At 70.1% G+C, this 18,135-nt stretch carries 14 protein-coding genes and 5 pseudogenes; 11 read left to right on the forward strand and 8 right to left on the reverse strand.

Going from position 1 to position 18,135, the window contains the following annotated elements:
* The first annotated feature begins 3 nt into the window (after window positions 1-3).
* Both AV541_RS00890 and AV541_RS00895 read left to right on the forward strand, forming a co-directional pair.
* Window positions 4-1,072 (forward strand): annotated as a pseudogene (locus AV541_RS00890) (TIGR04053 family radical SAM/SPASM domain-containing protein).
* Between the two features lie 28 nt (window positions 1,073-1,100).
* Window positions 1,101-1,529, forward strand: coding sequence for a c-type cytochrome (locus AV541_RS00895; RefSeq protein WP_008633975.1), 429 nt, complete (start codon window positions 1,101-1,103; stop codon window positions 1,527-1,529).
* A 27-nt stretch (window positions 1,530-1,556) separates the two neighbouring features.
* Here AV541_RS00895 and pyk read toward each other — a convergent pair whose 3' ends face one another.
* From pyk to dnaA, 4 genes and pseudogenes are all read right to left on the reverse strand, one after another.
* Window positions 1,557-2,981, reverse strand: coding sequence for a pyruvate kinase (gene pyk, locus AV541_RS00900; protein ID WP_060384028.1), 1,425 nt, complete (start codon window positions 2,979-2,981; stop codon window positions 1,557-1,559).
* Window positions 2,968-4,235: pseudogene (gene eno, locus AV541_RS00905) on the reverse strand (phosphopyruvate hydratase). The gene pyk and the pseudogene eno overlap by 14 nt, the downstream one beginning before the upstream one ends.
* Window positions 4,236-4,287: 52 nt before the next feature.
* Window positions 4,288-5,415, reverse strand: coding sequence for a DNA polymerase III subunit beta (dnaN, locus tag AV541_RS00910; protein ID WP_011227630.1), 1,128 nt, complete (start codon window positions 5,413-5,415; stop codon window positions 4,288-4,290).
* Window positions 5,416-5,716: 301 nt separating this feature from the next.
* Window positions 5,717-7,027 carry a chromosomal replication initiator protein DnaA gene (dnaA, locus tag AV541_RS00915; protein ID WP_008633967.1) on the reverse strand — a complete coding sequence of 437 codons (1,311 nt, stop codon included), beginning with the start codon at window positions 7,025-7,027 and terminating at the stop codon, window positions 5,717-5,719.
* 62 nt (window positions 7,028-7,089) lie between these two features.
* Here dnaA and mnmG point away from each other — a divergent pair.
* From mnmG to AV541_RS00935, 4 genes and pseudogenes are all read left to right on the forward strand, one after another.
* A pseudogene (mnmG, locus tag AV541_RS00920) lies at window positions 7,090-8,882 on the forward strand (tRNA uridine-5-carboxymethylaminomethyl(34) synthesis enzyme MnmG).
* Entirely contained in the window at window positions 8,882-9,631 is a 750-nt protein-coding gene (rsmG, locus tag AV541_RS00925; protein WP_060384029.1) for a 16S rRNA (guanine(527)-N(7))-methyltransferase RsmG, read from the forward strand. The pseudogene mnmG and the gene rsmG overlap by 1 nt, the downstream one beginning before the upstream one ends.
* Window positions 9,625-10,374 (forward strand): chromosome-partitioning ATPase Soj, encoded by a 750-nt coding sequence (gene soj / locus AV541_RS00930; protein ID WP_060384030.1) that lies wholly within the window; start codon window positions 9,625-9,627, stop codon window positions 10,372-10,374. The genes rsmG and soj overlap by 7 nt, the downstream gene beginning before the upstream one ends.
* Window positions 10,358-11,166, forward strand: a pseudogene (locus AV541_RS00935) (ParB/RepB/Spo0J family partition protein). The gene soj and the pseudogene AV541_RS00935 overlap by 17 nt, the downstream one beginning before the upstream one ends.
* On the opposite strand, the pseudogene AV541_RS00940 reads toward AV541_RS00935, so the two are convergent.
* The 3 genes and pseudogenes from AV541_RS00940 to AV541_RS00950 all read right to left on the reverse strand — a co-directional run bounded on the left by AV541_RS00940 (window position 11,154) and on the right by AV541_RS00950 (window position 14,141).
* A pseudogene (locus AV541_RS00940) lies at window positions 11,154-13,211 on the reverse strand (ComEC/Rec2 family competence protein). The pseudogenes AV541_RS00935 and AV541_RS00940 sit on opposite strands and share 13 nt — an antisense overlap.
* On the reverse strand, window positions 13,198-13,506 hold the full coding sequence (locus AV541_RS00945; protein WP_060384031.1) for a ComEA family DNA-binding protein: 309 nt from the start codon (window positions 13,504-13,506) through the stop codon (window positions 13,198-13,200). The pseudogene AV541_RS00940 and the gene AV541_RS00945 overlap by 14 nt, the downstream one beginning before the upstream one ends.
* Complete coding sequence (locus AV541_RS00950) at window positions 13,479-14,141, reverse strand: hypothetical protein (protein WP_008633955.1); 663 nt, start codon at window positions 14,139-14,141, stop codon at window positions 13,479-13,481. The genes AV541_RS00945 and AV541_RS00950 overlap by 28 nt, the downstream gene beginning before the upstream one ends.
* 22 nt (window positions 14,142-14,163) lie before the next feature.
* Between AV541_RS00950 and AV541_RS00955 the strand changes: the two genes are divergently transcribed.
* From AV541_RS00955 to pfkA, 5 genes are all read left to right on the forward strand, one after another.
* Entirely contained in the window at window positions 14,164-14,793 is a 630-nt protein-coding gene (locus tag AV541_RS00955) for a glycerophosphodiester phosphodiesterase (RefSeq protein ID WP_038035668.1), read from the forward strand.
* Between the two features lie 10 nt (window positions 14,794-14,803).
* Entirely contained in the window at window positions 14,804-15,331 is a 528-nt protein-coding gene (locus AV541_RS00960; protein WP_060384032.1) for an inorganic diphosphatase, read from the forward strand.
* A 63-nt stretch (window positions 15,332-15,394) separates the two neighbouring features.
* The gene (locus AV541_RS00965; RefSeq protein ID WP_060384033.1) at window positions 15,395-15,889 is read left to right on the forward strand and encodes a hypothetical protein; all 495 of its coding nucleotides are present in this window, start codon (window positions 15,395-15,397) and stop codon (window positions 15,887-15,889) included.
* Window position 15,890: 1 nt separating this feature from the next.
* Window positions 15,891-16,688, forward strand: coding sequence for a 16S rRNA (cytidine(1402)-2'-O)-methyltransferase (rsmI, locus tag AV541_RS00970; RefSeq protein ID WP_060384034.1), 798 nt, complete (start codon window positions 15,891-15,893; stop codon window positions 16,686-16,688).
* Window positions 16,685-17,653, forward strand: coding sequence for a 6-phosphofructokinase (gene pfkA, locus AV541_RS00975; protein WP_060384035.1), 969 nt, complete (start codon window positions 16,685-16,687; stop codon window positions 17,651-17,653). Before rsmI ends, pfkA begins: the two co-directional genes overlap by 4 nt.
* Here pfkA and AV541_RS11860 read toward each other — a convergent pair.
* Window positions 17,630-17,911, reverse strand: coding sequence for a hypothetical protein (locus AV541_RS11860; protein ID WP_244880553.1), 282 nt, complete (start codon window positions 17,909-17,911; stop codon window positions 17,630-17,632). The two genes, pfkA and AV541_RS11860, sit on opposite strands and share 24 nt — an antisense overlap.
* Window positions 17,912-18,135: the final 224 nt, after the last annotated feature.

Below are 18,135 nucleotides of genomic sequence, written 5' to 3' on the forward strand. Positions count from 1 at the left end.
GGCATGAAGCCCGACCTCCACCGCTTCCCCCTCCTGGTGGCCTGGGAGATGACCCGGGCCTGCTTGCTGGCCTGCCTCCACTGCCGGGCCTCCGCCGTGCCCGACCCCCTGCCGGGGAGCTCACCACCGAGGAAGGCTTGCGGCTCCTGCGGGAGCTTTCCACCTACACCCCAAAGCCCATCCTTCTGCCCACCGGCGGAGACCCCCTGGCCCGCCCCGATCTCTTCCTCCTCTTGGAGGAAGCCCAACGCCTGGGGATCAAGGTAGGGATCACCCCCGCCGTCACCCCAAGGCTCACCCGGGAAGTGGTGGCCCGCTTCCGAGAACTAGGCATACACCAGATGGCCATCTCCCTGGACGGGGCAAGCCCCGAGGCCCACGATGGCTTCCGCGGGGTGCCGGGCACCTTCGCCCTGGCGCTAAAGGCCCTCACCTGGGCCAAGGAGGTGGGGCTTATGACTCAGGTGAACACCACCGTGACCCGGCGCACCGCCAAAGAGCTTCCCGGAATCGCCAAAATCCTTTCGGAAAAGGGCGTGGCCACCTGGGAGGTCTTCTTCCTGGTGCCCGTGGGCCGGGGAGCCCTTCTAGAGCAGCTCTCCCCGGAGGAGTACGAGGCGGCGATGCAACTCCTCTTCGACCTCTCCCGCCAGTACCCCTTCAAGGTACGCACCACCGAAGGCCCCATGTTCCGCCGGTGGCCCTGGAACGCCGCCGGGCCGAGGGCGGAGAGGACGGGGCCCTGGTGGGCGAAGGCCGGGGGGTCCACCTCTCCGACGGCTTCGGTTTCGTCTTCATCTCCTCCACGGGAGAGGTCTACCCCTCGGGCTTCCTGCCCCTCTTTGCGGGGAACGTACGCGAGAAACCCCTCTTGGAGATTTACCGGAACAGCCCCCTTTTCCTCGAGCTCCGTAACCGGGCACTCCTAAAGGGCAAGTGCGGGGTCTGCGAGTACCGGGAGCTTTGCGGGGGAAGCCGGGCCCGGGCCTGGGCGGAAACCGGGGACCACCTGGCCCAAGACCCCCGGTGCGCCTACGTCCCCAAGGCCCTAGGACAAATGTCCCTGGCCTGAGGGGCAAACACCCCCTTATCCTTAGGGCATGAAGCGCCTGCTTCCGCTTATGGCCTTCCTGGGACTCATGGCCCTGGCCCAAAGCCCCGGGGCCAAGCTCTATTCCGCCAACTGCCAAAGCTGCCACCAGGCCACCGGGCAGGGCATCCCCGGAGCCTTCCCCCCTCTCACCCACCTAGACAAGGTGGTCCAGGCCAAGGGGGGCCGGGAGTACCTGATCCGGGTGGTCCTTTACGGCCTCCAAGGGCCCCTCACCGTGGAGGGCAAAACCTACAATGGGGTCATGCCCCCCTTCCGCCATCTCAAGGACCAGGAGGTGGCCGACCTCCTGAACCACATCCTCACCGCCTTCGCCAAGTCCAAGGCCAAGCCCATCACCGCCCAGGAGGTAAAGGCCCAAAGGGCTAAACCCCTCTCCCCGCAGGAGGTGCTCAAGTCCCGTCCCCCGGTCAAGTAGACCGGTGTACTCCCTCCCCCGGGGCCTTTAGCTCACCCTTTCTACCCGGATCAGGTTGGTGGTTCCCCGCACCCCGAAGGGAACCCCGGCGGCGATGACCACCCGGTCCCCCACCTGGGCGAGCCCCAGGGCCTTCACCTCCCTGAGGGCGATGCGGACCATGTCGTCGGTGTCCTGGGGGTCGGGGGCGAGATGGGGGTAGACCCCCCAGACCAAGGCCAGCTGGTTCCGCACCTCGGGGTTCGGGGTGAGGGCCAGGATGGGCACCTGGGGCCGGGTGCGGGCGATCCTCCGCGCCGAGCCGCCCGTGGCCGTGAAGACCACGATGGCCCGGGCCCCCACCGCCTCCACCACGTCGTCCGCCGCCTGGGCGATGGCGTCCTGGGTGGTGGGGGTGGGGGCGGGGCGGAGGACGTTGAGCTTTTGCAAGAACTCCGGGGAGGACTCCACCGCCTTGGCGATCCTCGCCATCATGGCCACCGCCTCCACCGGGTAGGCCCCGGCTGCCGTCTCCGCGGAGAGCATCACCGCATCGGTCCCGTCAAAGATGGCGTTGGCCACGTCCGAGGCCTCGGCCCGGGTGGGGCTCGGGTTCTGCACCATGGACTCCAGCATCTGGGTGGCGGTGATCACCGGCTTCCCCGCGGCGATGCACCGGAGGACGAGGCGCTTCTGGACGATGGGCACCTCCTCCAGGGGCATCTCCACCCCCAGGTCCCCCCGGGCCACCATGATCCCGTCCGCCTCCTCCAGGATCTCCTCAAACCGGGCCACGGCCGAGGGCTTCTCGATCTTGGCCATGAGCCTGGCCTTGGAGCCGTAGCGGGAGAGGTAGTGCCGGGCGAGGAGGAGGTCGTCCCGGGTGCGGACGAAGGAGATCGCCACCCAGTCCACCCCGAGCTCCGCCCCCAGGGCCAGGTCCTGGATGTCCTTCTCCGAGAGGGCGGGGATGGAGAGGTCCGCCCCAGGGATGTTGATCCCCTTGTTGTTGGAGAGGACCCCACCCACCTCCACCTCCGTGTGGATCTCCGGGCCCCGGACCTCCAGGACCTTAAGCCGGATGCGGCCATCGTCCAGAAGGAGGGTCTGCCCAGGGGAAACGTCCTCGGGAAGCCCCTTGTAGCTCACGGCAACGCGGTGCTCGTCCCCCTCCACAGGCTCGGTGGTGAGAACAAACCTCTGCCCCGGGCGGAGGAGGACCTGTCCCTCCCGGAAGCGGCCCACCCGGATCTTCGGGCCCTGGAGGTCCTGGAGGACGGCCAGGGTTCGGCCGAGCTCCTCTGCCACCTCCCGCACCCAGCCCACCCGACGCCTGTGGTCCTCGGGGGTGCCGTGACTGAAGTTCAGGCGGAAGACCTCGGCCCCGGCCTCCGCCAGGGCGCGGATCACCTCCTTGTCGTCCGTGGCCGGCCCCAGGGTGGCCACGATCTTGGTGCGCTTAAAAGGCGGCATACCCCAAAAACCTCGCGGCCCGGCCCAGCTCCTCCTCGATGCGCAGGAGCTGGTTGTACTTGGCCAGGCGGTCGGAGCGGGAAAGGGAACCGGTCTTGATCTGCCCGGCGTTCACCGCCACGGCGAGGTCGGCGATGAAGCTGTCCTCCGTCTCCCCGGAGCGGTGGCTGATCACCGCCCTGTACCCCGAGCGCTGGGCCAGGCGGATGGCCTCGAGGGTCTCCGAGAGGGTCCCGATCTGGTTTACCTTGACCAGGATGGCGTTGGCCACCCCCTGCTCAATCCCCGCCCGGAGCCTTTCCGGATTGGTGACGAAGAGGTCGTCCCCCACGAGCTGGACCTTTCCCCCCAGGCGCTCGGTGAGAAGCCGCCACCCCTCCCAGTCGTCCTCGGCGAGGCCGTCCTCAATGGAGCGGATGGGGTACTTCTCCACCCAGGCCTCCCAGAAGGCCACCATCTCCTCCGAGGAGAGGACCTTGCCCTCCCCCTCCAGGTGGTACTTCCCGTCCCGGTAAAGCTCGCTCGTGGCCGGGTCCAGGGCCAGGGAGACCTCCTGGCCCGGGGTGTACCCCGCCCGCTCAATGGCGAGGAGCAAAAGCTCCACCGCCTCCTCGTTGCTCTTGAGGTCGGGGGCGAAGCCGCCCTCGTCCCCCACGTTGGTGCTGTAGCCCTTCTCCTTGAGGACGGCCTTGAGGGTGTGGAAGACCTCGGCCCCGATCCTCAAGGCCTCGGCGAAGCTTCCCGCCCCCGCGGGCACCAGCATGAACTCCTGGAAGTCCACCCGGTTGTCGGCGTGCTTCCCCCGTTGATGACGTTCATGAGGGGCACGGGGAGGGTGACCCCCTGGACCCCACCCAGGTAGCGGTAAAGGGGCAGGCCCAGGGCCTCGGCCGCCGCCCGGGCCACGGCCAGGGAAACCGCGAGGACGGCGTTCGCCCCCAGGTTGGCCTTGTTGGGGGTGCCGTCCAGCTCCAGCATGGCCCGGTCCACCCCTTCCTGGTCCAGGGCGTCCATGCCGATGAGCTCGGGGGCGATGCGCTCGTTGACGTTCTCCACCGCCCGGCGCACCCCCTTGCCCAGGTAACGCTTGCCGCCGTCCCTGAGCTCAAGGGCCTCATAGGTTCCGGTGGAGGCCCCGGAGGGCACCATGGCCCGGCCCCTGGCCCCGCCTTCCAGCTCCACCTCCGCCTCTACCGTGGGAAAGCCCCTGGAGTCCAAAACCTCGCGTGCCCGGACGCCGACGATGGTGGTCATGCCCAACCTCCCTTGTGGAAGCGCTTCACGCTTCCCCGCCCCATACTACCCCCTAGACCCTGAGGGGCACCACCACCGCCCGGTACCCCTCCCCGTCCCCCCAGATGAGGCTCGGGCTCGTGGGCCCGGAGATGCCCAGGTGGGCCCGGTCCCCCACGGGGGCGAGGGCCTCGAGGAGGTAGCGGGCGTTGTAGGCCACGGCCATGCCCGGCCCCTCCACCTGGGCGGGCACCTCCTCCTGCCCCTTGCCGTAGTCCCCCTCGGCGGAGAGGAGGATCCGGCCCTCCTCCAAAAGGAGGTCCACCCGGTGGTTCTGCCGGTCGGAGAGGACGCTCACCCGGCGCACCGCCTCCCTGAGGGCCTCCCCCTCCACCTGGACCTTGAGGGCGAACTCCTGGGGGATGACCCTCTGGTAGTCGGGGAACTCCCCTTCCATGAGGCGGAGGGCCATCCGGACCCCGCTTCCGCCCTCGAGGGCCAGGGCCAATACCCCCTCGCCCAGGGCGAGGTCGGCCTCGGCCCCGTCCGCCCCCTTCAGGACCCGCACCATCTCGTCCACGCTCCGGGCGGGGACCACGGCCTTGGCCTGGAACCCTTGGGGCAGGGGCAGGTCGTAGAGGGCGAGGCGGTACCCGTCGGAGGCCACCGCCCGGAAGCCCTGGGGGGAGAACTCCAGCTGCACCCCGCGGAAGATGGCCCGGTACTCCTCGTTGCTTGCGGCGTAGCGCACGTGGGTCAAGGCCTTGACGAGCTCCCCGGAGGGCATCCGCGTCCGGAGGGGGAAGGCCCCCTTGTCCTCCCCCTCGGGCACCAGAAGCTCGGGGTAGCCCTCGGCAGGGGCCAGGCTGAGCCGGGTGCGGAAGCGCCCGGAGGAGAGCTCCAGCTGCCCCCCCTGGCCCGGCTCCGAGGCGAGGCCGAGGGCCACGAGGTCCCCGGGAAGGCTCCGCACCAGCTGGAAGAAGGGCTGGGCGGGGACGAGCACCCGGGGAAGGCTTTGGGCCTCGGCGGGGAGGCGGACCTCGAGGTCCACCTCCCCGTTGGTCCCGAAGAGGATCAAGGCCCCTTCCTCGGCGTAAAGCCCCAGGTAGGTGTAGAGGGGGTTGGCGCTTCTAGAGGGGACGATGCGCTCCAGGAGGGAAAGCTGGTCCGAGAGGAGTTTCTTGGGAACCGTTATGTTCATTGCCCGACGCCTCCTTTAACGGCTATTACGACTCTCTTTTTAAAGCTTTTAAAAGATCCGTAGTCGTAGTAGTAGGGCCTGTGGAAATGTGGATAAGCGGGGGAAAACGCCCTCCAGGACGAGAAACGGGCTGTGGATAACTGCTGTGGATAACCGGCCCCGGCCTGTGGATAACCTGTGGATAAAGGGCGGGTTATCCACAGGGGTCGGCCCCCCCGGAGTTTTCCACAGGTTATCCACAGGGTTATCCACAGCTTGAGCCCGGTTATCCACAGGGTTATCCACAGGTTATCCACAGGGGTCATGTGCACGCCTCCCGGAGGGTGCGGAGGAGGCCCTGCACCTCCCGGTCGCTTTCCGCGAGCTCCTGGACCTTCTGGATGGCGTAGAGGACCGTGGTGTGGTCCCGGCCGCCGAAGAGCTGGCCGATCTCGGGCAGGGAGGCCCGGGTGAGCTCCCGCACCAGGTACATGGCGAGCTGCCGGGGGAGGACCACCTCCTTCTTGCGGCCGCTCCCCGTGAGCTCCTCCGGTTTCAGGCCGAAGTGGTCCGCCACCTTGCGGATGATCTCCAAGGGGTCCGCCTCCAGCTCCCTGGGGGCGAAGATGTCGGAGAGGGCCTTGGCGGCCACGGCGCGGGTCAGCTCAACGCCGTTGAGCGAGGCGAAGGCGATGGCCCGCATGAGGGCCCCTTCCAGCTCCCGGATGTTGGAGGTGACCTGCCGAGCGATGTACTCCAGGGCGTCCTCGGGGATCCTCAGGCCCCGCTGCTCGGCGTTCATCTTCAGGATGGCGATCCGGGTTTCCAGGTCGGGGGGCTGGATGTCGGTGATCAGGCCCCACTCAAAGCGGCTCCGCAGGCGCGCCTCCAGGGTGAGGATGTCCTTGGGCGGCCGGTCGGAGGAGAGGATGATCTGCTTGTGGGCCTCGTAAAGGGCGTTGAAGGTGTGGAAAAACTCCTCCTGGGTGCGCTCCTTTCCGGCGATGAACTGGACGTCGTCCACCAGCAGGAGGTCCACGGAGCGGTACCGCTCCCGGAACTCCGTCATCCGGTCCTCGCGGATGGCGTTGATGAGCTCGTTGGTGAAGGTTTCCGTGGAAACGTACTCAATCTTCAGGTGGGGGAAGCGCTTGGCCACGGAGTGGCCCACGGCGTGCATCAGGTGGGTCTTCCCCAGGCCCACGCCCCCGTAGATGAAGAGGGGGTTGTAGGCCCGGCCGGGGGACTCGGCCACGGCCACGGCGGCGGCGTGGGCCATGGAGTTGTTGGGCCCCACCACGAAGTTCTCAAAGGTGTACTTCGGGTTGAGCTTGGGCCGGGGGGCCTCGGCGGGGGCGGCCTGGAAGATGTCCTCCTGGACCACGACCCCGGGCACCACCCGGAGCTCAAACCGGGGCGCCTGGGCCCCGAGAAGGCCGAGGGCCTCCTGGATGAGGCCGGCGTAGTGGCGCCGGATCCAGTCCAGGGCAAAGGAGGTGGGCACGGCGAGCTCCAGCACCCCGTCCCGGATCCCCAAGGGGCGGATCCTTTCAAACCAGGTGTGGAACTCCACCTCGGTGATGCTGCGGCGGATGTGCTCCAGAACGTGTTGCCAGACGGCCTCGTGCGACAACCTTCCCCCTCCGTCGTCCCGGTCCCCCATTTTAACCCCGGGACCCGCTAGAGTGAGATAGGATGGCGGGCTACGACGTGGTGGTGGTGGGAGGGGGCCACGCGGGCCTCGAGGCGGCCTGGGCGGCGGCCGCCCTGGGGGTCCGGGTGGCCCTGGTGACGGTGAACCCCGACCGGATCGGCATGATGCCCTGTAACCCCGCCGTGGGGGGGCCGGGGAAGAGCCAGCTCGTGGCGGAGGTGGTGGCCCTGGGCGGGCTCATGGGCCGGGCGGCGGACGCCGCCGCCATCCACACCCGGGTCCTGAACCGTTCCAAGGGCCCCGCGGTGCAAAGCCTCAGGGTCCAGGTGGACCGGGACCTCTACGCCCTCAAGGCCCAGGAGATCCTCGCGGAAAGGCCCGTGGAGGTGCTGCGGGGCGAGGTGGCGGCCCTCTGGGTGGAGGGGGGGAGGCTTCTTGGCGTCCGCACCGTGGACGGGCGGACCCTCCCCGCCAAGGCGGTGGTGGTGGCGGGGGGGACCTTCCTTTCCGGGGTGGTCTGGTACGGAAGGAAGAGCCGTCCCGCCGGGCGCCAGGGGGAGCCCCCGGCCCGCTTCCTCTCCCAAAGCCTCAAGGCGGTGGGCCACACCCTGAGGCGGTTCAAGACGGGGACCCCGCCCAGGATCCGCGCGGATAGCGTGGACTTCGGTCGGCTGGAGGTGGTCCCCCCCGAGGTGCCGCCCGGGAGTTTCACGGGAAACCCGGGGCCCTACGCCACGAGGCTTCCCACCTGGCAGACCCGGACCACGGAGGAGACCCACCGCCTCATCCTGGAAAACCTCCACCTCTCCCCCCTCTACGCCGGGGACATCCAGGGCATCGGCCCCCGGTACTGCCCCTCCATCGAGGACAAGGTGGTGCGCTTCGCCGACAAGGAGAGCCACCTCCTCTTCGTGGAGCCGGACGGGCTCTCCACCACCGAGGTCTACCTCCAGGGCTTCTCCTCAAGCCTCCCCCCGAGCTCCAGGAGGCCATGGTGCGGAGCCTTCCTGGGTTTGAGCGGGCGGTGATCCAGCGCTACGCCTACGCCGTGGAGTACGACAGCCTGGACCCCACCGAGCTCACCCGGGGGCTTCAGTCCCGCTTCCTCCCCGGGCTTTTCAGCGCCGGGCAGGTGAACGGCACCTCGGGCTACGAGGAGGCGGCGGCCCAAGGGGTGTTGGCGGGACTCAACGCCGCCCGCTTCGCCTTGGGGCTTCCTGAGGTCCACCTCCCCCGGGAAAGCGGCTACATCGGGGTTCTGGTGGATGACCTCGTGGGCCGGGGCACGGACGAGCCCTACCGGATGATGACCTCCCGGGTGGAGCTCCGCCTCCTCTGCCGGGCGGATAACGCCGACGAGCGCCTCACCCCTTTGGCCGTGGCCTGGGGTCTGAGGCCCAGGGAGGATCTGGAGCGGGTGGAGGCCAAGTACCGCAGGGTGGCGGCGGAGCTTAGGCGCCTTCAGGCCCTTCGGGTGGAAGGGGTCTCCGGCCTCCAGTGGCTTAGGCGGCCGGAGAACACCTACCGGGCCCTGATGGAGCGCTTCCCCCCGCCCGAGCCCCTCTCCCCCGAGGAGGCCTACCAGGTGGAGGTGCGGGCCAAGTACGCGGGCTACATTGAGCGGCAGGAGCGCCTGCGGGAGAAGATGAGGGACCTCGAGGCCTTCCGCATCCCCGAGGGGATGGACTTCCCCAAGGTGCCGGGGCTTTCCCGGGAGGCGGCGGAGAAGCTCTCCCGCCACCGGCCCAAAAGCCTCGCCGAGGCGGCCCGGATCCCCGGGGTGCGGGACTCGGACCTCACGGCCCTGGCCGTCCACCTGCGGCGGGGCGCCTGATGTTTCACGGGAAACACCCGGAGGGCCTGAGCGAAAGGGGCCGGGCCCTGCTCTTGGAGGGGGGAAAGGCCTTGGGCCTGGACCTAAAGCCCCACCTGGAGGCCTTTTCCCGCCTCTACGCCCTCCTCCAGGAGGCGAGCGGGAAGGTCAACCTCACCGCCCTCCGCAGCGAGGAGGAGGTGGTGGTCAAGCACTTCCTGGACTCCCTGACTCTCCTCAGGCTTCCCCTCTGGCAAGGGCCCCTACGGGTCCTGGACCTGGGGACGGGGGCGGGGTTTCCCGGCCTTCCCTTGAAGATCGTCCGCCCCGAGCTGGAACTCGTCCTCGTGGACGCCACCCGAAAGAAGGTGGCCTTCGTGGAGCGGGCCATAGAGGTCCTGGGGCTCAAGGGGGCCCGGGCCCTCTGGGGCCGGGCGGAGGTCCTCGCCCGGGAGGCGGGCCACCGGGAGGCCTACGCCCGGGCGGTGGCCCGGGCCGTGGCCCCTCTCTGCGTCCTCTCCGAGCTCCTTTTGCCCTTCCTCGAGGTGGGCGGGGCGGCGGTGGCCATGAAGGGGCCCCGGGTGGAGGAGGAGCTCGCCCCCCTGCCCCCCGTCCTAGAGCGGCTCGGCGGGCGGCTTGGGGAGGTCCTCGCCCTTCGGCTTCCCCTCTCCGGGGAGGCGCGCCACCTCGTGGTGTTGGAGAAGGCCGCCCCCACCCCCCCTGCCTACCCTCGGCGCCCTGGGGTTCCCGAGCGGCATCCGTTATGCTAAAGGCCAAGGTGCGGCGCATCGCCTTGGCCAACCAGAAGGGCGGGGTGGGCAAGACCACCACGGCCATCAACCTCGCGGCCTACCTGGCCCGCCTGGGCAAGCGGGTCCTCCTGCTGGACCTGGACCCTCAGGGGAACGCCACCAGCGGCCTCGGGGTGCGGGCGGAGCGGGGGGTGTACCATCTCCTCCAGGGGGAGCCCCTGGAAGAGCTCGTGCGCCCTGTGGACGGCTTCCACCTCCTGCCCGCCACCCCGGACCTGGTGGGGGCCACGGTGGAGCTGGCCGGAGCCCCCACCGCCCTGCGGGAGGCCCTGCGGGACGAGGCCTACGACCTCGTCCTCCTGGACGCACCCCCGAGCCTTTCCCCCCTCACCCTCAACGCCCTGGCTGCGGCGGAAGGGGTGGTGGTCCCGGTCCAGGCCGAGTACTACGCCCTGGAAGGGGTGGCGGGCCTCCTCGCTACCCTGGAGGAGGTGCGGGCGGGCCTCAACCCCAGGCTCCGCCTCCTCGGCATCCTGGTGACCATGTACGACGGCCGCACCCTGCTTGCCCAGCAGGTGGAGGCCCAGCTCCGCGCCCACTTCGGGGAGAAGGTGTTTTGGACGGTGATCCCCAGGAACGTTCGCCTGGCGGAGGCCCCGAGCTTCGGCAAGACCATCGCTCAGCACGCCCCTACCTCCCCCGGGGCCCACGCCTACCGCCGCCTGGCCGAGGAGGTGATCGCCCGTGTCCAAGAAGCCTAGTGGCCTAGGAAGGGGCCTCGAGGCCCTGCTCCCCAAAACGGGGGCGGGGGTGGTCCGCCTGCCTCTCGCCAGCATCCGCCCCAACCCCCGCCAGCCGCGGAAGCGGTTCGCCGAGGAGAGCCTCAAGGAGCTCGCCGACTCCATCCGGGAGAAGGGCCTCCTCCAGCCCCTCCTCGTCCGGCCCCAGGGGGACGGGTACGAGCTCGTGGCGGGGGAGAGGCGCTACCGGGCCGCCCTCATGGCGGGGCTTCAGGAGGTCCCCGCCGTGGTCAAGGACCTCACGGACCGGGAGGCCTTGGAGCTCGCCCTGGTGGAGAACCTCCAACGGGAGGACCTCTCCCCCGTGGAGGAGGCCCGGGGCTACCAGGCCCTTTTGGAGATGGGTCTCACCCAGGAGGAGGTGGCCCGGCGGGTGGGCAAGGCCCGCTCCACCGTGGCCAATGCCCTCAGGCTTCTCCAGCTTCCCCCGAGGCCCTCGAGGCCCTGGAGCGGGGGGAGATCACCGCGGGCCACGCCCGGGCCCTCCTCATGCTGGAGCCCGAGGACCGGCTCTGGGGGCTTAAGGAGATCCTGGAGAAGGGGCTTTCGGTGCGGCAGGCGGAGGCCCTGAGGGAGCGCCTGGCCATGGCTTCCAGGCGCCCCGCTGAGCCCTCCCCCCTCTCCCTGGAGCTCTCCCGCCACCTGGGCCTGCCCGTGAGGGTGGTGGGGGGGAAGAAGGGCAAGGTGGTGATCCAGTACCGCTCCTTAGAGGAGCTGGAGGCCCTTCTGCGGCGCCTCGGCTACCAGACGTAGCCGAAGAAGACGCGCACCGCCCCGTCCCGGTCGGTGCGGCGCACCTCCACGCCGTGGCGCTTAAGGCGCTCCAGGACCTCGGGGTGGGGGTGGCCGAAGGGGTTTTTCCCCACCCCGATGAGGACCACCCGGGGCCGGGTCCTTTCCAGCAGGGCCTCGGAGGTGCCGCTTTTGGAACCGTGGTGGCTCACCTTGAGCGCCTCCACCTCTCCCACGGGAAGCCTGGCCTCCACCTCCTGGGGCAGGTCGGCGAGGAGGAGGGCCCGTCCCCGGCCGAAGTCCAGGAGGAGGGCGAGGCCGTCTCGGTTGTCGTCCCCGGAGAGGGCCTCGGGCCAGAGCACCCGGACCTCGCCCCGGCCCACCCTAAGGCGGGTTCCCGCCCCGGCCCGGACCACGGGGACGCCCCGGGCCCCTAGGGCCTGGGCCAGGGGGTGTTCCTCGGGGAAGCCGGGGGCGAGGAGGGCGAGGCCCACGGGAACCTCCTCCGCCACCCGGAGGAGTCCCCCGTAGTGGTCCGCGTCGGGGTGGGTGGCCACCAAAAGCTCCAGGGCCTCCACCCCGAGGGCGCGAAGGGCCCGGACCACTGTTTCTCCTTTCTCCACCCGTCCCCCGTCCACCAGGACCTCCCCGCCTCCCATTCGGGCGAGGAGGGCATCCCCCTGCCCCACGTCCAGAGCCCAGAGATCCAAGGGCTTGGGCCAGGCGGCCAGGAGGCCCAAAAGGGCGGGCAGGCCGCTGAGGAGAAGGGCTTTTCTCGGGGAAAGAAGGCGGTGGAGGGCGAGGAGGAGGGGAAGGAGGCCCAGGTAGTAGAGGGCGAAACCGGGGGGGCCGATCTCTCCCCAGCGGAGCAGGGGCCCCTGGCTTCCCACCTCTGCCAGGAAGAGGAGGCCCCGGACGAGGGGTTCCACGAGGGGAGCCAGGAGCCCCCCGAGGAGGAGCTTTGCGAACCCCAAGGGGACCAGAAGGGCCACCAGGGGGAGGGCCAGGAGGTTCGTCAGGGGGGAAAGAAGGGGGAAGAAGCCGAAGCGGTCCAGGAGGAGGGGCAGGAGGAAGGCCTGGGCGGCCAAGGAGGCGGCGAGCCCTCCCAAAAGGTACCCAAAGACCCCCTGGGGACGGCCCAGGGCGGGGAGGACCAGGGCGATGCCCAGGACCGCCAGGTGGGAGAGCTGGAAGGCCAGGCTGAGGAGGCTTTCGGGTCGCAGGAGGAGCTGGAGGAAGAGGGCGAGGCCCAGTCCCTGGAGCACCCCGGCCCCGCCGAGGCCCAGGAAGAGGCCCAGGAGGGAAAGCCCCGCCATCAGGCTGGCCCGCACCAGGGAGGGGCTTGGGCCCGCCAGCCAGAGGTAGAGGGGGAGGAGGCAAAGGGCGAGGAGGTACCGCCAGCGTCCCAGGGGGTAGAGGAGGAGCAGGCTTCCCACCAGGAAGCCCACGTGCAGGCCGGAGAGGGCCAGGAGGTGGGCCAGCCCGGACCGCTGGAAGCGGGCATAGATCTCCTCCAGCCCCGCCTTCTCCCCAGGACAAGCCCCTCCGCCACCTCCTTCGCCGGGGGGGAGAGGCCTTGGGCCAGCCGCGCCCGCAGGGGGGCCCGGGGGTCGGGCAAAGGGGCGAGGGCCTCCGCCCGTTCCACGTGAAACACGCCCCGCACCCCCTGGGCGAGGAGCCAGGCCCGCTGGTCCAGGTCCCCGGGGTTCCGCTTCCCCTCAGGGGGGCCAGGTAGCCCCTGAGGCGGTAGTGGCCGTCCTCTAAGGGCGGGTAGTGGCGCACGAAGAGCCGGTGCCCCTCCCAGGTGGTGAACCCCCCCTCCACCCGGAACTCCCCCGAGAGCCGGGTGGAGGGGGGTGGCTCGGGTAGGGGAAAGAGGAGGGCCCGGAGGCCCACCAGGGCCAGGCCCAGGAGGAGGGGCAGGCGGAAGAGGGGCAGGAGGGGGAGGGCAAGCCCAAGGGCCCAGGGCTCCAAAAGCCCCCAAGCCCCCAGAAGCCCCCCAGGCCGAGCCCCACCCCCGGGCCCCGGAGGGAGGTCCGTATGGTGGCGGGTTCAGGGCCGGACATAGGGCCGCAGGCGCTCCAGGGTGGCGGGGCCGATCCCCTTCACCCGCAGGAGGTCTTCCACCTGGCGGTAGGGCCTTCCCTCCACGATCCGGCGCGCCAGGGTGGGGCCGATACCCGGCAGGGCCTCCAGGTCCTCGAGGCTGGCGGCGTTCAGGCTCACGGGCTCAGGGGGCGGAGGGGTAAAGGAGGCCTCCACCATGGCCACCACCTGGACCGGAGCAGGCCTGGGGGCCACTTTGGGCCAGAGGGCCCAAAGCCCCAGGAGGGCTACTGCGAGGAGGTAGCCAAGGACCACTCCGTCAAGGCCAGGCCGAGACCGCCCAGGACCACCCCTGCCAGGGCCCAAGGGTCGGCCCCGGGGTTCAGGGCCACGAAGCCCACCGTGTACCCCAGGGTGAGGAGGGCGAGGACCCGCAGGGGCAGGGCCAAAGGGTTTCTCCTCCCCTCCGGTCTGGGGGCGGGGAGGGGTGTCCCGGGGGCCTCTGGCTCTGGGGCCAGCTCCACCGAGGCCCGCTTGGGGGGCGCCTCCTCCTCCCACACCGGGGGCTTGGGGGGCTCGGGCGGAGGCGGGGGGGGTTCGGGGGGCCTGGCCTCCCGGGTGGGGCCTGGCCCCTGGAGGGGGGAGGGGGTGGCCGTGGCCCTGCGGGCCCGGGCCACATGGGGCTTTAAGCCTTCCAGGAAAGCCTTCAGCTCCTCTATGGGGAAGGCCTTCAGGGGGACCACCAGGGAGCTTTCCTCCCCCTGGACCAGAAGGGTACCCGCCTCGCCCCGGCCCACCCGGCGAATGCGGGCGAGCTCCAGGCGCTGGATGCCCCCCTCGTCCACCAGGACCAGGTGGGTTTCGGTTATGGCCAGGAAGCCGCCAGGGCCCTCCAGCTTTTCCAAGGCCTTCTCACCCAGACGGGCGAAGGCCGCTTCATACTTGCCCATGGCCCCATTGTATACTTCCCCCGTGCCCTTGCGTTTAGGCCACCGCGGCGCGTTGCACCGGGCCCGGGAAAACACCCTGGAATCCTTCAGAATGGCCCTGGAGTTGGGCCTGGATGGCTTTGAGCTGGACGTCCACCTCACCCAAGACGGCGTGCTGGTGGTCCACCACGATTTCCACTTGGGCGGAGTGCCCATCCACACCCTCTCCCGGAACGAGCTTCCCGCCTTCGTGCCCACCCTGGAGGAGGTGCTCCGGGCCTTCCCCCGGGCCTGGATCAACGTGGAGTTAAAAAGCCTCCCCCCGGAGACCGATGGGCGGGAGGAGGCCTTGGCCCGGCTTTTGGCCCGCTACCCCTCGGAGCGCCTTTGGGTGAGCTCCTTTGACCCCCTGGCCCTGGTGCGCCTGAGGCGCCTGGGGGTGGGTCCCCTGGGCCTCCTCTACGAAAAGCCCGAGGCCCTGGAGCTCGCCCCCTGCCTGGGGGTGGCCTGGGTCCACCCCAAGGCCTCCCTCCTCACCGAGGAGGGCGTGCGGGCCCTAAAGGCGCGCTACCGCGTCCTGGCCTGGACGGTGAACCGCCGTGAGGAGGCAGAGGCCCTGGCCGCCTGGGGGGTGGACGCCTTGGTGAGCGATTTTCCAGAGGTGCTCGTATAATGGGGGGGGTATGGCGAACCTGAAGACTCTTCCCGTGGGTAAGGGCGCGCCTCAGGTGGTGAATATGGTCATTGAGGTGCCTCGAGGCTCGGGCAACAAGTACGAGTACGACCCCGAGCTGGGGGTGATCAAGCTGGACCGGGTGCTACCAGGGGCCCAGTTCTACCCTGGGGATTACGGCTTCATCCCCTCCACCTTAGCGGAGGATGGGGACCCCTTGGACGGCCTGGTGCTCTCCACTTACCCCCTCCTCCCCGGGGTGGTGGTGGAGGTCCGGGTGGTGGGCCTCCTCCTCATGGAGGACGAGAAGGGCGGGGACGCCAAGGTGATCGGCGTGGTGGCGGAGGACCAGCGCCTGGACCACATCCAGGACATCGGGGACGTCCCCGAGGGCGTGAAGCAAGAGATCCAGCACTTCTTTGAGACCTACAAGGCCCTCGAGGCCAAGAAGGGGAAGTGGGTCAAGGTCACGGGCTGGCGGGACCGGAAGGCGGCCTTGGAGGAGGTCCGGGCCTGCATTGCCCGCTATAAGGGCTAGGGGCTTAAGGGCGCTTTCCGGGCCGGGGCGTCCCCGGCCCCATTAGAATCCAGGGGGGTGCGCATGGTCTGCCCGGTCTGCGGCGAGGCGTTGGAGCTGGAAGGGTACGAGGTGGGGGACCTTGTGGACTGCGAGGCCTGCGGGGCGGTCCTCCGCCTCCTTTCCGACGGGGGCCTGGAGGTGGTGGTGCCCCCGGGGGAGGAGAAGGAGCCCCTCTGGGGCCTCGAGGCCTACGGGGACGGGGAGGAGGCCGTCCTCCGCTTCTCCGATGGGACCCTGGAGGAGGAGGTGCGCGTGGCCAAGGTGGAGCTGGCCGAGGCCTTGCGCCGCCTGGAGGAGGGGGTGGGGGACGAGGCCCCCGAGGAGGCCGAGGACGAGCCCAACCAGGAGCCCGACTACCTGACCCTTCACGTGGGGGCCGAGCCCGGGCCTTTGGTGCTCCGGCGCATCGTCTACCGGGGGGCGTCGGACCTTTTGGAGTTCACCCTGCCCTCGGGCTCCGTCTATGAGTTTCCCTTCCGGGAGGCCCTGGCCCTTCTTCGCCCCGTGGTGGGCTGACGTGCGGCTGGTCTTGGTCCCCACGCCCATCGGCAACCTGGAGGACATCACCTTGAGGGCCCTCCGCGTCCTCAAGGAGGTGGAGGTGGTGGCCTGCGAGGACACCCGGCGCACCGGGCTCCTCCTCAAGCACTACGGCATCCCCACCCCGACCCTCCGCCTGGACCAGCACACGGTGGGGCGGGCCAGGGAGCTTCTCGCCCCCTACGCGTACGTGGCCTACGCCACCGACGCCGGCACCCCGGGGATCTCCGACCCTGGAGCTGAGCTGGTGCGCCTGGCCTTAGAATGGGGCTGGCGGGTGGAAGCGCTTCCTGGCCCCACCGCCCTCATCCCCGCCCTGGTGGCCTCCGGCCTGCCCACCCACCGTTTCACCTTTGAAGGGTTTCTGCCCAAGGGGGGAAGGGAGCGGAAGGAGCGGATCCTCGCCTTGGCCCGGGAGGGGAGGACGGCCGTGCTCTACGAGAGCCCCTACCGCCTGCAGAGGACCCTGGAGGACCTCATTGAGGTCTACGGGCCGGACCACCCCGTGGCGGTGGCCCGGGAGCTCAGCAAGCTCCACGAGGAGGTCTTTCGTGGAAGCCTCAGGGAGGCCTTGGAGCATTTCAAGGAGCCCCGGGGGGAGTTCGTGGTGGTCCTGGGGCCCAAGGGGGTCCCGGCCCCGGAAGGGGCGGGGTTGGCGCAGGAGCTGAGGGCAAAAGGGCTTCACGGGAAGGCCCTTTTCCGGGCCCTTCTGGAACAGGGGGTTCCCCGGAACGAGGCCTACCGGCTCGCCATGGAGGCGAAAGGGGACGTATGAAGCGCATCGGGGTTTTCACCAGCGGGGGCGATGCCCCGGGCATGAACGCGGCCATCCGGGCGGTGGTGCGCCAAGCCCACGCCCTTGGGGTGGAGGTCATCGGCATCCGCCGTGGCTACGCCGGCATGATCCAGGGGGAGATGGTGCCCTTGGGGGTGCGGGACGTGGCCAACATCATCCAGCGGGGCGGGACGATCCTCCTTACGGCGAGGAGCCAAGAGTTCCTTACGAAGGAGGGGCGGGCCAAGGCCTACGCCAAGCTGCAGGCGGCGGGGATTGAGGGCCTGGTGGCCATCGGCGGCGACGGGACCTTCCGCGGGGCGCTTTGCCTCGTGGAGGAGCACGGGATGCCGGTGGTGGGGGTTCCGGGCACCATAGACAACGACCTCTACGGCACGGACTACACCATCGGCTTTGACACCGCGGTGAACACGGCCCTCGAGGCCATAGACCGGATCCGGGACACCGCGGCGAGCCACGAGCGGGTCTTCTTCATAGAGGTCATGGGGCGGAACGCGGGGTTCATCGCCCTGGACGTGGGGCTTGCCGGCGGGGCAGAGGTCATCGCCGTCCCCGAGGAGCCCGTGGACCCCAAGGCCGTGGCCGAGGTGCTGGAGGCCTCCCAGAGGCGTGGGAAGAAGAGCTCCATCGTGGTGGTGGCCGAGGGGGCCTACCCCGGCGGGGCCGAGGGGCTTCTCGCCGCCATCCAGGAGCACCTCCAGGTGGAGGCCCGGGTCACCGTCCTGGGGCACATCCAGCGGGGCGGGAGCCCCACGGCCAAGGACCGGATCCTGGCGAGCCGCCTGGGGGCGGCCGCGGTGGAGGCCCTGGTGGGCGGGGCGAGCGGGGTCATGGTGGGGGAGGTGGAGGGCGAGGTGGACCTCACCCCCCTGAAGGAAGCGGTGGAGCGCAGGAAGGACATCAACCGGGCCCTCTTGCGCCTATCGCAGGTGCTGGCCCTCTAGGCCCAGGGCCTTCCGCGCCCAGGGCGTTCCCCAGGCCCAGGCGAAGACCCGGCGGGCGAAGGGGCTTTGCGCCACCCCCTGGTAGATGGGGGTGGGCAGGCTGAGGGAAGGGTAGCGGATCCCCCCGGAAGGGGCGGGCTCGCTGGGGAAGCCCGCCCAGATGGCCGCGGCGAGGAAGAGGCCGAGGAGGCCGCCCCCGAGGAGCCCCAGGCCCCTTTCCGCCGCCTCGGAGAGGAAGAGGGGGAGGCTTTTGGCCAAGGCCCCGAGGAAAAGCCCCAGGGCGAGGGCGGTCCACGGGGCGGGGAGGCCGAGGGCCAGGGCGGCCGCGTAGAGGGGAAGGCCCAGGAGCCCGACCCAGGCGAGGACAAGCCCCCCCGGTACCCCAGGGCCAGGGAGAGGGCCAGGACCATGAGGGCCAGAAGGTCCACCCAGGTGAGCATGCCCCCAGCTTATACCCTTTCTCCCTGGTTCCTTCGCCCGGC

Origin of the sequence: Thermus parvatiensis (genome assembly GCF_001535545.1) — a bacterium.
GTDB lineage: Bacteria > Deinococcota > Deinococci > Deinococcales > Thermaceae > Thermus > Thermus parvatiensis.

Excerpts from the sequence above, each read along its gene's own strand:
- pfkA (WP_060384035.1), top strand. The coding sequence starts at position 16,685 with ATGAAGCGCATCGGGGTTTTCACCAGCGGGGGCGATGCCCCGGGCATG.
- AV541_RS00950 (WP_008633955.1), bottom strand. The coding sequence starts at position 14,141 with ATGGGCAAGTATGAAGCGGCCTTCGCCCGTCTGGGTGAGAAGGCCTTG.
- pyk (WP_060384028.1), bottom strand. The coding sequence starts at position 2,981 with ATGCCGCCTTTTAAGCGCACCAAGATCGTGGCCACCCTGGGGCCGGCC.
- rsmG (WP_060384029.1), top strand. The coding sequence starts at position 8,882 with ATGTTTCACGGGAAACACCCGGAGGGCCTGAGCGAAAGGGGCCGGGCC.
- dnaN (WP_011227630.1), bottom strand. The coding sequence starts at position 5,415 with ATGAACATAACGGTTCCCAAGAAACTCCTCTCGGACCAGCTTTCCCTC.
- AV541_RS00895 (WP_008633975.1), top strand. The coding sequence starts at position 1,101 with ATGAAGCGCCTGCTTCCGCTTATGGCCTTCCTGGGACTCATGGCCCTG.
- soj (WP_060384030.1), top strand. The coding sequence starts at position 9,625 with ATGCTAAAGGCCAAGGTGCGGCGCATCGCCTTGGCCAACCAGAAGGGC.
- AV541_RS00965 (WP_060384033.1), top strand. The coding sequence starts at position 15,395 with ATGGTCTGCCCGGTCTGCGGCGAGGCGTTGGAGCTGGAAGGGTACGAG.
- AV541_RS00960 (WP_060384032.1), top strand. The coding sequence starts at position 14,804 with ATGGCGAACCTGAAGACTCTTCCCGTGGGTAAGGGCGCGCCTCAGGTG.